The organism is Mesorhizobium sp. GW821-FHT04C10 (genome assembly GCF_059420305.1).
The window spans coordinates 2659324-2673015 of sequence record NZ_JBWKTL010000001.1 but is presented as its reverse complement, the minus strand read 5'-3'; the positions used below and the strand labels follow the sequence as shown (position 1 = coordinate 2673015).

At 64.3% G+C, this 13692-nt stretch carries 15 protein-coding genes; 5 read left to right on the top strand and 10 right to left on the bottom strand.

Going from position 1 to position 13692, the window contains the following annotated elements; genetic code table 11:
• The first annotated feature begins 24 nt into the window (after positions 1-24).
• From AC07UC_RS12925 to carB, 4 genes are all read left to right on the top strand, one after another.
• Positions 25-381, top strand: coding sequence for an ArsR/SmtB family transcription factor (locus AC07UC_RS12925; protein ID WP_494906058.1), 357 nt, complete (start codon positions 25-27; stop codon positions 379-381).
• Between the two features lie 481 nt (positions 382-862).
• Positions 863-1618, top strand: a complete 756-nt coding sequence (locus AC07UC_RS12920; RefSeq protein WP_494906056.1) for a metallophosphoesterase family protein — start codon at positions 863-865, stop codon at positions 1616-1618.
• 215 nt (positions 1619-1833) lie between these two features.
• Entirely contained in the window at positions 1834-2877 is a 1044-nt protein-coding gene (locus AC07UC_RS12915; protein WP_494906054.1) for an SH3 domain-containing protein, read from the top strand.
• A 248-nt stretch (positions 2878-3125) separates the two neighbouring features.
• A complete protein-coding gene (carB, locus tag AC07UC_RS12910; protein ID WP_494906052.1) occupies positions 3126-6629 on the top strand; it encodes a carbamoyl-phosphate synthase large subunit in 3504 nt (1167 codons plus the stop codon).
• Here the strand turns inward: carB and AC07UC_RS12905 are convergent.
• The 9 genes from AC07UC_RS12905 to AC07UC_RS12865 form a co-directional block, all read right to left on the bottom strand.
• Positions 6601-6783 carry a hypothetical protein gene (locus tag AC07UC_RS12905; RefSeq protein WP_246683307.1) on the bottom strand — a complete coding sequence of 61 codons (183 nt, stop codon included), beginning with the start codon at positions 6781-6783 and terminating at the stop codon, positions 6601-6603. The two genes, carB and AC07UC_RS12905, sit on opposite strands and share 29 nt — an antisense overlap.
• Positions 6784-6857: 74 nt before the next feature.
• Positions 6858-7250, bottom strand: a complete 393-nt coding sequence (locus AC07UC_RS12900; protein WP_494906050.1) for a RidA family protein — start codon at positions 7248-7250, stop codon at positions 6858-6860.
• A gap of 72 nt (positions 7251-7322) precedes the next feature.
• Positions 7323-7715 carry a RidA family protein gene (locus AC07UC_RS12895; protein ID WP_494906048.1) on the bottom strand — a complete coding sequence of 131 codons (393 nt, stop codon included), beginning with the start codon at positions 7713-7715 and terminating at the stop codon, positions 7323-7325.
• Between the two features lie 218 nt (positions 7716-7933).
• Positions 7934-8398, bottom strand: a complete 465-nt coding sequence (locus AC07UC_RS12890; protein WP_494906046.1) for a cupin domain-containing protein — start codon at positions 8396-8398, stop codon at positions 7934-7936.
• Between the two features lie 338 nt (positions 8399-8736).
• Positions 8737-9159: a pyridoxamine 5'-phosphate oxidase family protein gene (locus AC07UC_RS12885; RefSeq protein WP_140774666.1), complete on the bottom strand. Its 423-nt coding sequence runs from the start codon at positions 9157-9159 to the stop codon at positions 8737-8739.
• Positions 9160-9324: 165 nt separating this feature from the next.
• Positions 9325-10290: a YihY/virulence factor BrkB family protein gene (locus AC07UC_RS12880; protein WP_494906044.1), complete on the bottom strand. Its 966-nt coding sequence runs from the start codon at positions 10288-10290 to the stop codon at positions 9325-9327.
• A 338-nt stretch (positions 10291-10628) separates the two neighbouring features.
• Positions 10629-11030 (bottom strand): endonuclease domain-containing protein, encoded by a 402-nt coding sequence (locus AC07UC_RS12875; protein ID WP_494906042.1) that lies wholly within the window; start codon positions 11028-11030, stop codon positions 10629-10631.
• Positions 11031-11105: 75 nt separating this feature from the next.
• A complete protein-coding gene (locus AC07UC_RS12870) occupies positions 11106-11849 on the bottom strand; it encodes a DUF899 family protein (RefSeq protein ID WP_494906040.1) in 744 nt (247 codons plus the stop codon).
• 131 nt (positions 11850-11980) lie between these two features.
• Positions 11981-12403 (bottom strand): lysozyme inhibitor LprI family protein, encoded by a 423-nt coding sequence (locus tag AC07UC_RS12865; RefSeq protein ID WP_348643228.1) that lies wholly within the window; start codon positions 12401-12403, stop codon positions 11981-11983.
• 160 nt (positions 12404-12563) lie between these two features.
• On the opposite strand from AC07UC_RS12865, the gene AC07UC_RS12860 reads away from it, so the two are divergent.
• A complete protein-coding gene (locus AC07UC_RS12860; protein WP_202326196.1) occupies positions 12564-12902 on the top strand; it encodes a hypothetical protein in 339 nt (112 codons plus the stop codon).
• Between the two features lie 299 nt (positions 12903-13201).
• Here AC07UC_RS12860 and AC07UC_RS12855 read toward each other — a convergent pair whose 3' ends face one another.
• Entirely contained in the window at positions 13202-13690 is a 489-nt protein-coding gene (locus tag AC07UC_RS12855; RefSeq protein WP_494906039.1) for a GNAT family N-acetyltransferase, read from the bottom strand.
• Positions 13691-13692: the final 2 nt, after the last annotated feature.

The window sequence follows — 13692 nt, the reverse complement described above, 5'->3', positions numbered from 1 at the left end:
CCGAACTGTGCTTAGGTTCCAGCCATGAGCTTGCCACACCCCAATACGGACCAGATCAGCCTGCCCATCGTGCTTGGCGTGCTCGGAGACCCGACGCGGCTTGCCATCGTGCGCTATCTCGCCAGCAAGGAAGGCGTGGCGCTGAACTGCAGCCAGTTCCTCGACCTCGGCTCCAAGACCAATCTCAGCTACCACCTCGCCAAGCTGCGCGAGGCCGGCGTCACCCGCGCCGAAGTGGTTGGCACCAACCGCATGATCACGCTGCGCCGCGCCGACCTCGACGCCCGCTTCCCCGGCCTGCTCGACAGCGTCATCGCCGCGGCCGTGGATGACCCCGCACTGCCGGCGGTCGGCGGCCACGATATCGAGATCCCGGCCTGACTTCGCAGGACCTGAGTTCCTCGCCCCGACGGGAGTGGTGGAGAGGTGGCTCGGCATGCACACATTTCCAAACGGCTGGTCTTTGGCGTTAGCGTGCATGGCAGCTTGGCGCATGCATTGTCTTATGCTGCACTGGTCGACCCCCACTCCGTCTCGGCTTCGCCGAGACACCTAGCCGGGGCGAGCCACGGGTCTCGCCCGTCCTTCGGCCCCCCGACGGGGTAGAGGAAGGGCGCGCCAGGCTTTTTGCTGTCGACGCTCATCCAGCTAGGCTCCCTTCCTTTCCCTCCGGAGGGGGAAAGGTGGCGCTGCGAAGCAGCGACGGATTGGGGGAACCACGTGGCAATCAAGCCTAGGGCTGATCAGTCACGCCAATCACGGAAGATTTGTGCAGCGTAGCCATTTCATGGGGCGAGGAACCCAAGTCCTGATAAGTTTGCCCCTTCCGACCAGTCATTCGCCAACCCACGGAGCCCCTAAAATGCGCATTGCCGTCCTCGCCGATATCCACGGCAATGTCCTGGCGCTCGACGCCGTGCTGGAGGACCTGGCGCAACGCGGCGGTGCCGACCTCACCGTCAATCTCGGCGACAGCGTTTCCGGCCCGCTCTGGCCGCGCGAGACGTTTGCCCGGCTTGAGGCGCTGAACCTGCCGACGGTGCGCGGCAACCACGACCGCCGCGTCGCCGCCGATCCCGCGGACGAGACCATGTGGGCGTCCGACGTCTACGCAAAGGAGCGGCTGACCGAGGCGCAGCGCCAGGTCCTCTTCGCCCAGCCGCTGACGCTGGAGATCGCGCCCGGCATCGTCGCCTTCCACGCCCGCCCCGGCCACGATGAAAAATATCTGCTCGACGCGGTCGTTGATGGCCAGCTGGTGCGCGCGCCGCTGGCTGCGATCCGGCGGCGGCTGAAGACACTCGACCCGGCCTGCCGCATCGCGCTCTGCGGCCACAGCCACCGCCCGGAGCTGATCCGCGTCCCCAGCGGTCCCGTCATCTTCAATCCGGGCAGCATCGGCTGCCCCGCCTATGATGATTCCACCCCGCCAGCGCATGTTTCCGAACAGGGCTCGCCGCATGCGCGCTACGGCATCGTCACATTGGGCGGCGAAGGCCGGCCGGACCGTTTCGAGGCCATTGCCGTCGACTACGACCACGGGGCGGCGGCGCGACAGGCCGAACAGGCGGGACGTCCGGAATGGGCCCATGCGCTCCGGACCGGCTTCATGCCGTAAGCCTCCCCGCACGGCCAAAATCCATGATCCTGACCCACGAATCCGCACCGCCGCCGGGGCTTTGGAAGCAACGGCAGGGCTCCTCCCGCCCGACTATCACCATGGCTCGCTTGAATTTTCGGACTTACATGGCGGCGCTTCGTCCCTTATAAAACCGGCCGGGCACGCGGCGGAACCGCCACGGCATGGTGATTTGAGTATCGGCGCACGGCCAAATGAAGAGGCGCACAGTTACGCTCCGAAAAAGTTTGCATGCGCTGATTGCGGCTCCGTTGCTGATGGCGGCGTGGCCGGCTGTCGCGCCTGCCCAGGCCGAAGAGGCGCCGTTCATCTCCATCGTCACCGGCCTCGCCCCCGACGACCTGCTCAATATCCGCGCCAAGCCATCGGCGATCGGCAAGACCGAAACCCGTCTGGCTGCCGGTGCAAGCGTCAGGAACCTTGGCTGCAACGACATTGGCGGGCACCCATGGTGCAAGGTCGAGTCGGACAATCCCAAAGCCACCGGCTGGGCGCCCGCGCGCTACCTCGTTCCCGTCAATCCGGCAACCGTGCCAACCCCAGACCAGGCAGCGGATGCGCCAACCGCCGCGACCGCCGCTGCCGATGCGGCCGTGCCCGCTGCCGGCGACCCAGCCGCGGCGACACCTCCTGCCGCCCAGGCATCGAGCAGCGCCACGACGCCGCCCGACCTGACGGCAAGGCTGGGCGGCGTGGCCCAACCCGTTGCCCCTGAAGCTCCGGTGAAATCCGCCGCCACCATCGCCATGCAGGATGCCTACGGCCTGGCCCTCGCGGCGAGTGAAACGCCGTCGACCGGGGAAATCCCGGCCCCCGACGGCGATGCCGGCACGGCCGCGGACAGCGGCTCGGCGGCGGGATCCGTTCCCGTTCCCACGCCGCGGCCGGAATCCGCCGATGCCGCGCCCGCCGTCGACACGCAGACCGTTGCCGAACTGCCGCCACAACCCGCCGCCCTTGCCTCTGGCGGCACCCTCGCGATTCCCTGCGCCCGCTATGTCGGCCAGCCGATGACGCCCTGCGCGGCAACCGTCGTGCACAAGGGCGCCGACAAGGCCGACGTCACGGTGACCTGGCCCGACGGTGGCAGCCGCGTCATCTCCTTCTATGCCGGCCTGCCGGCCGGCTCGAACGCCAAGAGCGATTTCCGCTTCACCCGCGAGGGCAGCCTCAGCATGATCCGCATCGGCGTCTCCGAACGCTTTGAGATCACGGACACGGTGGCGTTCGGGCACTAAGTGCCAGGGGAGTAAGGCAGTAGGGCAGTAAGGCAATATGTTTAAAGGGCACTCGAGCCCCTACCTACTGCCCTACTGCCCTACTGCCCTACTGCCCTACTGCCCTACTGCCTCATTTTCGGGGTTACATCTCCCAAAACTCTTCCCTATAAGGCCCACCTAGCCTGATACCAGAATCGCGAGCACAACCGGCCGGGTCTTCCCGTCCCGGTTTTTTGTGCAAGCCGCCCGCCGAACGGACCTATGACATGCCAAGACGCACCGACATCAAGTCGATCCTGATCATCGGGGCCGGCCCCATCGTCATCGGCCAGGCCTGCGAGTTCGATTATTCCGGCACCCAGGCCTGCAAGGCGCTGAAGGAAGAGGGCTTCCGCGTCATCCTGGTCAATTCCAACCCGGCCACCATCATGACCGACCCGGAACTGGCCGACGCCACCTATATCGAGCCGATCACGCCCGAGGTGGTCGCCAAGATCATCGCCAAGGAGCGGCCCGACGCGCTGCTGCCGACCATGGGCGGCCAGACCGCGCTCAACACCGCGCTGTCGCTGCGCCGCATGGGCGTGCTCGAGCGCTACAATGTCGAGATGATCGGCGCCGACGCCACGGCCATCGACAAGGCCGAGGACCGCGCGCTGTTCCGCGAGGCGATGAGCAAGATCGGCCTGGAAACGCCGAAGTCAATGCTGGCCAACGCCACCGACGTCAAGAATGCCGACCGCAAGACGCATGAGGCCGAGCGCGCCGCGGTCAAGGCCGAGGCCCCGGCCGATCTCGACGCCGCGCTCGACGCGCTGGAAACCCGCTGGAACCTCGGCGAGGGCGACCGCAAGCAGCGCTACATCAGCCATGGCATGGCGATCGCCGCCCAGGCGCTCGACCATGTCGGCCTGCCCGCCATCATCCGTCCCTCCTTCACCATGGGCGGCACCGGCGGCGGCATCGCCTACAACAGGGCCGAATTCTACGAGATCGTCCAGTCCGGCCTCGATGCCTCTCCGACCACCGAAGTGCTGATCGAGGAAAGCGTGCTCGGCTGGAAGGAGTATGAGATGGAGGTCGTCCGCGACAAGGCGGACAATTGCATCATCGTCTGCTCGATCGAGAACATCGACCCGATGGGCGTGCATACGGGCGACTCGATCACCGTCGCCCCTGCCCTGACGCTCACCGACAAGGAATACCAGATGATGCGCAACGCCTCGATCGCGGTGCTGCGCGAGATCGGCGTCGAGACCGGCGGCTCTAACGTGCAGTTCGCCGTCAACCCGGCCGACGGCCGCCTGGTCGTCATCGAGATGAACCCGCGCGTCTCGCGCAGCTCCGCCCTGGCTTCGAAGGCGACCGGCTTCCCCATCGCCAAGATCGCTGCCAAGCTCGCCGTCGGCTACACGCTGGACGAGCTGGAGAATGACATCACCGGCGGCGCCACGCCCGCCTCCTTCGAGCCGTCGATCGATTACGTCGTCACCAAGATCCCGCGCTTTGCCTTCGAGAAATTCCCCGGTGCCGAGCCGGTGCTAACCACCGCCATGAAGTCGGTGGGCGAAGTCATGGCCATCGGCCGCACCTTCCAGGAATCGCTGCAGAAGGCGCTGCGTGGTCTCGAAACCGGCCTCACCGGCCTCGACGAGATCGAGATCCCCGGTCTCGGCCATGGGGCGACAGTCGCCAACCATGCCGACGACCGCAACGCTATCCGCGCCGCCCTTGGCACGCCGACGCCCGACCGGCTGCGCATGGTGGCGCAGGCGATCCGCATGGGCACCTCGCTGGAAGACGTGCACGCCATGTGCAAGATCGACCCGTGGTTCCTCGAACAGATCGCCGGCATCCTGGCCATGGAAGCCCGCATCCGCGAGCACGGCATTCCACAGGATGCGGTCAATCTGCGCATGCTCAAGGCCATGGGCTTCTCCGACGCCCGCCTCGCCTCGCTGACGAAGACCGACGCCGAAGTGATTCAGAAGATTCGCGAAAAGCTCGACGTTCATCCAGTTTATAAACGCATCGACACCTGCGCCGCCGAGTTCGCCTCGCCCACCGCCTACATGTACTCGACCTATGAAGTGCCCTTCGCCGGCGCGCTCGCCAACGAGGCGCAGGTCTCGTCGCGCAAGAAGGTCGTCATCCTCGGCGGCGGCCCGAACCGCATCGGCCAGGGCATCGAGTTCGACTATTGCTGCTGCCACGCCGCCTTTGCGCTGCGCGACGCCGGCTATGAAGCGATCATGATCAACTGCAATCCGGAGACGGTCTCGACCGACTACGACACGTCGGACCGGCTCTATTTCGACCCGTTGACGGCGGAGGACGTGCTGGAGATCCTGCGCGCCGAGCAGGCGTCGGGCGAACTGGTCGGCGTCATCGTGCAGTTCGGCGGCCAGACGCCGCTGAAGCTCGCCGACGCTTTGGAGAAGGCCGGCATCCCGATCCTCGGCACCTCGCCCGACATGATCGATCTGGCGGAAGACCGCGACCGCTTCCAGAAGCTGTTGCACAAGCTCAACCTCAGCCAGCCGAAGAACGGCATCGCCTATTCGGTCGAGCAGGCCCGCCTCGTCGCGGGCGAGCTCGGCTTCCCGCTGGTGGTGCGCCCGTCCTATGTGCTCGGCGGTCGCGCCATGCAGATCATCCATGACGAGGGCATGCTGCAGACCTACCTGCTCGACACCGTGCCCGGCCTGGTGCCGGAGGACATCAAGCAGAAATACCCCAACGACAAGACCGGCCAGATCAACACGCTCTTGGGCAAGAACCCGCTGCTGTTCGACACCTATCTCAGTGGCGCCATCGAGGTCGATGTCGACTGCCTCTGCGACGGCAAGGCGACCTTCGTGTCCGGCATTCTCGAACATATCGAGGAGGCAGGCATCCATTCGGGCGATAGCGCCTGCTCGCTCCCGGTTCACTCGCTGCCTTCGGAGCTGGTCGACGAGCTGGAGCGCCAGACGGCGGCGCTGGCCCGCGCGCTCAATGTCGGCGGCCTGATGAACGTGCAGTACGCGATCAAGGACGGCACGGTCTATGTGCTGGAGGTCAACCCGCGCGCCTCGCGCACCGTGCCCTTCGTCGCCAAGACCATCGGCCGTCCCATCGCGAAAATCGCCGCCCGCATCATGGCCGGCGAGACGCTGGAAGACGCCTTCGCCCATTACGGCGCGATGCCCGATCCGAGGAACCCCGGTCACATTGCGGTCAAGGAAGCCGTCTTCCCCTTCGCCCGCTTCCCCGGCGTCGACATATTGCTCGGCCCGGAAATGCGCTCGACCGGCGAAGTCATGGGCCTCGACCGCGACTTCGCGCTTGCCTTCGCCAAGAGCCAGCTCGGCGCCGGCGTCGACCTGCCGCGCTCCGGCACACTGTTCGTCTCGGTGCGCGACGAGGACAAGAAGGGCATCTTGCCGGCGGTGAAGCGCCTCGCCGGCCTCGGCTTCAAGGTGCTGGCCACCTCAGGCACCGCCCGCTTCCTCGCCGAAAACGGCGTCGACGCCCAGAAGATCAACAAGGTGCTGGAAGGCCGCCCCCACATCGAGGACGCCATCCGCAACCGCCAGGTCCAGATCGTCTTCAACACCACGGACGGCCAGAAGGCGGTGTCGGACTCGAAGTCGCTGCGTCGCGCGACGCTGATGCAGAAAGTGCCGTATTATACGACGCTGTCCGGTGCGGCTGCAGTTGCGGAGGCGATTGCGGCGCTGAAGGCGGGGAGCCTGGAGGTCAGGCCGCTGCAGGAGTATTTTGCTTGACGCTGTTCAAGTCGAGCTTGGTTGTCATCATGTCGACCGGCGGCGTTGCCGAGATGAACACGAAGCCATTGGCCTTCACCGCTGTCGAGCAAGGCAGGCCGAGCGCCCGCACCTTGGCCGACATGACCGGCACTTCGATGACTTCCTTCTTCATGGCAATCTCGCCCCGTTTGCGGGGAGCTTATAGCGCTACCGGCCGAACGCCAGCGCCGAGGCATGGTCCAGAACTCACGCCACTGCCACACACTCGATCTCGATATCGAACTCCATTGGCCATGACGCCACCGGCACAAAACTCCGCGCCGGCGGGTTGGTCGAAAAATACTTGGCATAAACCCGGTTGATCGCGTTGTAGAAGCCGGAATTGACGGCGTAGATACGCACCATCACCACATTGTCCAGCGAGGTGCCCGCCGCTTCCAGGCAATGTTTCAGCGCTTTCAGCGACGCCTCGGTCTGGGTCTCGATGTCGCCGCGCACCATCTCGCCGGTCACCATGTCGACCGGCGGCGTTGCCGAGATGAACACGAAGCCGTTGGCCCTCACCGCTGTCGAACAAGGCAGGCCGAGCGCCCGCACCTTGTCCGACATGACCGGCACTTCGATGACTTCCTTCTTCATGGCAATCTCCCCGTTTGCGGCGAGCTTATAGCGCTACCGGCCGAACACCAGCGCCGAGGCATGGTCCAGGGCTCACGCCACCGCCACGCACTCGATCTCGATGTCGAACTCCATGGGCCATGACGCCACCGGCACGAAAGTCCGCGACGGCGGGTTTTCGGGAAAGTGCCGGGCATAAACCCGGTTGATGGCGTTGTAGAAGCCGGAATTGACGGCGTAGATGCGCACCATCACGACATTCTCCAGCGAGGTGCCTGCCGCTTCCAGGCAATGCTTCAGCGCCTTGAGCGAGGCTTCGGTCTGCGTTTCGATGTCGCCCTTGACCAGCCTGCCGGTCGAGATATCGAGCGGCGGCGTGCCGGACACGAAGACCAGGCCCGCGCCCTTGGTGACGAGCGACAGCGGCACGCCGAGCGCCCGCACGGCCGCCGACAGCACCGGCACTTCGATGATTTCTTTTTTCATGGCGATGCTCCCTGGGGTTGGCAGGGAGCTTATCGCGCTAGCGGCCGAACGCCAGCGCCTCTTCCTTCTCCCCTTGTGGGAGAAGGTGGATCGGCGCGCAGCGCCGAGACGGATGAGGGGTGTTCCAGCGGAGTGAGGCGTTGGCGCTCCCTGGAACACCCCTCATCCGTCGCCTTCGGCGACACCTTCTCCCACAGGGGGAGAAGGAAGGCCAGCGCTCACCCCTGCCCCGGATACGGCGTGCCGTCCTTATGCAAAAACCGGCCATCCGAACTCGGGCTCATCATGTCGATGTCGGAGCAGGTGATGACATCGTCCGGATTGCGCGAGCCGACCTCCAGATAGAGCGCTGTCACCGACGACCGGTTGATCATGTGATGGCCGTTGCCGCTGTTCTTGGCGAAGGCAGCACTATCGCCCGCCTTGAGCAGCGTCTCGCCGCCATCCTCGACCAGCGTCAACTCGCCCTCCAGCACATAGACAAGCTCGTCCTCATGGCTGTGCCAATGGCGCTGGCTCGACCAGCCGCCGGGCGGAAGCGTCATCAGGTTGACGCCGAAATCGGTGAGGCCGCCGGCGTCCCCCAGGCGCCGGCGCGTGCGGGTGGCGCAAGGGGCGTCGAAGGGCGCGGGATAGCCGGAGCCCTTGCGGACGGGCACGGCCGAGAGGTCGATCTTGGGCATGGGATGCTCCCTCGGATTGGTGGCGGCAGTGTAATGCACTGCGGGCGTGGGCACAGAGCCACTTTGCGGCAGCGGGTTTGCCAGGGGCTGATGGAGCGGTGAAGGTTCACGTCGCGCTCTACGGCGCCCCCCTCTGTCCTGCCGGACATCTCCCCCCACAGGTGGGGAGATCGGCAGCTTTGGCGCCGGCTCTTTTCTTCGCGATGATGAAAATTGGCGAAGCCCGTGATAACGGCCAATCTCCCCCCTCGTGGGGGAGATGTCCGGCAGGACAGAGGGGGCACCGTAGAGCGCCGACCTCGTTCTCTAATCCACCGCCACCAGAAAGGAAAACAGGCTCACGACTGCAGCGTCACCTCGCCCTCATCCTCGCCGTCCCAGTAATGCGCGCGCGTGGCCTCGATCTTGATCATCGCCAGTCCCGGCGTGTCGGTGCCCTGCTCGAACCATTCGTCGATGTCTTCGTTCCAATGTTCCTCGAACGCTGCCTTGTCGCGGATGATCTGGGCCTTGCCCGCGACGGCGACCCAGAAACCATCGTCGCCCTTGAAGGCCAAGGAAACATTGGCGTCGCGCTCGATCTCGGCCACCACCTCCGACTTTTCCCAGGTGAAGTAGTAGGACGAGCCGTCATACTCGACGTCCTGGTTGTTGCTCATCGGCCGGCCGGCAATGGCGCCGTCCTCGGAATGGGTGGACAGCATGGCGACATCGATGTCGCGCATCTTCTCGGCAATTTCGGCAAGGCTGCGGTTGGGCATGGTGTGCTCCTGTCAAAGGGGTTGGCTAGGGCAACGTGCGATCTCCCCTTTGGTTCTCAGGAATTTTCCGGGCGCCAAACATTCATCCGCCAACAATCATTGGCGCGGCAATGCGGGCATGCGGAAGCTGCGCACCGTCACACGCATGGCCTGTCCATCTCGACGCTATGGGCGACGAGGCCCCAGCAGAAAGGCTGTCATCACTGCACTCACGCATGCCACCGCCAACAACGCAACGGCGCCCGAAGAGCTGGCCTCCTGGCGAATTGAAACAGTTTGTCCTGGAGTGGGCGCATTTTGAACCAGCCCGTTCAGGTCGGACCTGCTGCCATGTCGAACGGAATAGGCGCGGGTCAACTCTGCGCCGAACAGAAAGATTTCCGATGAATAGTAGACCCAGAGCAGTATGACGAGCAGCCCTCCGGCCGCACCATATGACGATGCGATCGCACTTGTGCCGATATACCAACCGATAAGCGACTTCCCCAACGTGAACAGTGCGGCGGTCACGACAGCACCGATCCCGACATCCCGCCACTCCAAGTCACGATCCGGCAAGACTTTGTAGATAGCGGCAAACATCACGGAGATCAGGGAAAAGGAAATCAAGGTGTTGGCCGCGCTCAGAACAAACTCGCCGAATGGCAATTGAGCGCTGATCATGTTGCCCAGAGCCGAGATCGCGGCGCTCGCAACCAGGGATACCAGCAACATGAAGCCGAGTGCGGCGACCAGGCCGAGACTTGCCGCACGCGCACGCAGGAGACGCGACAGCGAACTCCCTTTCGTTTCAACTTTCCATATTGCATTCAGGGCCTGCTGCATCTCGCCAAAGACCGCGGAGGCGGTGACGAGCAAGGTGGCCACACCAACGATGGCCGCCAGGGTCCCCGATGATTTGCTGGATGCCCCTTCGAGCGCTGTCTGAAGCAGCGCCGCGCTTTCTGAACCCATCAGCCCCGATATCTGGGCAGACAAAGCCAACTGCGCTGCGTCATGACCGAATGCGATGCCAGCTATCGCAACGACAATTATCAGAACTGGGGCCAGCGACGTGGCGGCATAAAAGGCCATCGCCGCGCCATGACTAAGGGCATTGTCGTTGACAAAGCCAACCACGCTTTCGCGCACCAGGTCCCATATGTTTCTAGTTGTGAGTCGCAATTCGAATCCGTGAAGGGTCGCACACCGTCTACTATCAATGCGGCGCATCTTCCGATGTTCCAGCCGACCTGAGCGAGCGCTTCACCAGCGACGTGAGGCGCACGATCAATGGTGCGGAAACCATGCGCAAGGCAAGCAGGAAGAACCCCCTTCTCCCCTTGTGGGAGAAGGTGGCCGAGCGAAGCTCGGTCGGATGAGGGGTGTTCCAGCTTGGCGATGCGCCTGTTCAAAACCCCTTCAATACCGGAAGACGAAGCAGAACGACTGCCGCCTCGTTTTCTTCTCAGCGAGAGAAGGCACCTCCATCAGCGCCATGGCTGCAAACTTGTGTCCCGAACATAGGCGATGATGGTGTCACAGACTGAATCCATCTCTCGCAACACATCATCATTCCAGAAGCGTAACACGCGGAACCCTCGCAACTTCAGTTCGGCGCCCCGCTCACGATCGTGGACAGAGTCTGCGTGCTGGCTACCGTCTATCTCAACGATCAGCATTGCCTCCGCGCATAGAAAGTCAGCAATGAAACGTCCAATCGGCACTTGGCGGCGGAACTTGATCCGATCCAGTTTTCGACCGCGCAACTCATGCCAAAGCTTGTCCTCGGCCTCGGTCGGCTCGTGCCGCAAGGTTCGGGCAAAACGTCTCTTTTCTGGCAGGACAGGTTGGTGTGGCATTGCGAGACAATAAGTGAGGTTGGCGTTCACTGGAACACCCCTCATCCGACCTCGCTTCGCGAGGCCACCTTCTCCCACAAGGGGAGAAGGGAGGCCGCACCACCCTCAATGGCAACACCCCACCCCGTACTGCAGCTGCTCATTCCAATCCGGCCTGCCCTCCGGCGTGAAATCCATCAGGTTCCACAGGATCTCGCAGGTGCCGATGGCGCGCGGGTCCTGGCCGGGCTCCGTCGGCGCGAAGCCGAGCTCCGACGACCAGAAATGGCGGATGCCATCACCGTCCCGGTGGAACACCGACAGCAGCGGGATCTGCGCGCCGTCGGCATCCTCGGCATTGTAGTCACGCTTGAAGCTGTTGGCGGCCGACGACACCAGCCGCATGTTGCGCCAGCCGCGATCGCGGCCGAGCGTGACGAGGTTTTCCAGCGCGGTTCTCGCGACCACGGCAAAATTGAAGCCCGCCGCTTCGAGATGCCCGACCGCGCCGTCGAACTGGTCGAGCAGCGCCGTGCAGGACGGGCATGGCTGGTCCGGCCGGGCGAGCCTGGCCGTGCGGCCTGATATCGCCACATCGCGAGTTTCCAGCGGATGGCGCGGAAACATCATGTTGTACAGGATAAGCGAATCCCTGTCGGGCGCGAACAGCTCCGACAGTTTCACCTTCGCCGGACTGCCGCCGGCATCGAGCGCATCGAAGACATAGTCCTGGCGGATCAGCCCGCCCGGCGGCAGCGCACGGCGCGCCTCGGCCACGGCTTCCATGGCACGGCGCAACTCGATTTCCTTCTTCAGGAGCTTTTCGCGTGCGGTGCGGTATCTGGCGGATTCGTTGGGAAAGGTGATCATGATCGGCTCCTTGGGTCCGCGCGCCGGCGTCCCGGCGCGGTTGCTCTGCAACCCAAGGACGTCTGGCCGCGATCGGTTCCGACATTCTTGCGCGGCTTGCGGCGACGGGGCAGCACGCCTTCCCGAAGACCCTACTGCGCTGTCGGCACCGGACAGTTCAATTCGCCTTCAGGGCAGTTGAGATAACCCTGGAAATCCTTGAGCCTGTTGTTGGTGAGCGATGTCCGGCAATTGGTGACGACCATCGGATAGACGCTGCCCGCCATGTCGATCGGGCCGCCCTGGAACTTGCATTCGGAGTCGCGGAAGGCGACCCAGGCACGTTGCGCATCGACCAGCAATTTCTTCGATGCCGCATCGTCCTTGAACCGCGTCTGGATCTGCTTGTAGGCCTCGTTGAGTTTCTTGTCGGCCGCATCGAAATCCTTGCCGGCGCATTGATCCATCGTCGCCTGGTCCTGCGCATTGGCGCAATCGGCGGCCCGCGCGGCGCCGGCAAGGAGCGGGGCCGCAAGGACCAGGGTGGCAAGGGTGGAGAGCAGAAGCCGCATCATGTTTCCTCCGGTTTCAGTCGAGACCGGAGCTTAACCGTCAAGCCACCTCGGGCAAGATGCGACGTGCCACCTTGGTGGATAGTTTCTTTCGCCTGTTGGAACCCCACCGCCTTTCCCGCATTGCTTCCATCGGCTAGGGCTTGCGGGACTGGGGAGAAGAATGCACGACGCCGACGAGATCGACCTGCGCTGCCCGCAAGTGGTGGCCGACAATGCCGCCAGGGGGCTCAGGCTGCGCGAGCGGTTCGGCCGTGGCGGCACCGAGATCGGCGTCGCACGGGCAACCGAGCTGAAGAACCGCGAGAAGCTCGCGCCGTCCACCATCCGCCGCATGGTCAGCTATTTCGCGCGCCACGAGGTCGACAAACGCGGTAAAAACTACGGCAATGAGGACAACCCGTCAGCCGGCCATATCGCGTGGCTGCTGTGGGGCGGCGATGAGGGCCGCGCCTGGGCGCTCGAGCTCAAGAAGAAGATCGGCAATGCGCCGGATATCTAGAAAGAAGGCCGCGCACAGTACGGCAGGCCCCGGAACCCCGCACCGGGACCTGCCGTGGAGGGGCAGGCACATGCCGGTGCGGCCTCCTCCTGTGCCCAGCTGATCTGCGGTCCCGGATCAGCTGAAGGCGTTATGACGCTTCGTTAGCATGGGCAGGCAACCGCCTCTGTGAAGCAGTTCACAGAGCGCTGGGGTTTCCGCTCGGCGGCGGGAAAATTGGCCGGCACCAATTGACGCGAAGCGATCAGGAAGAGCGTGAACGGTTGTTCCCGGGAAAAACGCGGTGCGCTTTCCCTAGTCTAGCCTTCCCAGGCGACCGGCGTCATCCCCAGCCGCTCGTAGAGCCGTACCGCGGCGGGATTCTCGACCGTATTGGTCTTCAGGTCGACACGGTCAGCGCCCCGGTCGCGAAAGCTGGCAAAGGCATGCCACATCAGCGCTTCGCCGATGCCCTTGCCGCGCGCCTCGGGATGAACGGCGAGGTCCTTGACGAAGGCCGACGTCCAGCACAGTGCTGCCGCCGCCAGCCGGCCCTTGGCGTCGATGACGAGGAAGCACAATTCCGGGTCGAACTCGGGGTCGCCTGAGATGCGCGGCCACCATTCGTCGAACGGGCCGTCGGCGCCGTCGTCGAACACCTCGCTCAGCAGCGCATGCAAGGGCGGCGCGTCACCGGGCTCGAAGCTGCGCATCACAAAACCGTCCGGCCAATGCGGTGCAACGAGCGTCTCGTCGAGGATCTTGCGCAGCCGGATGTCGTTGAAGGCCGGCGGGCGCGGTTCAGGCATCG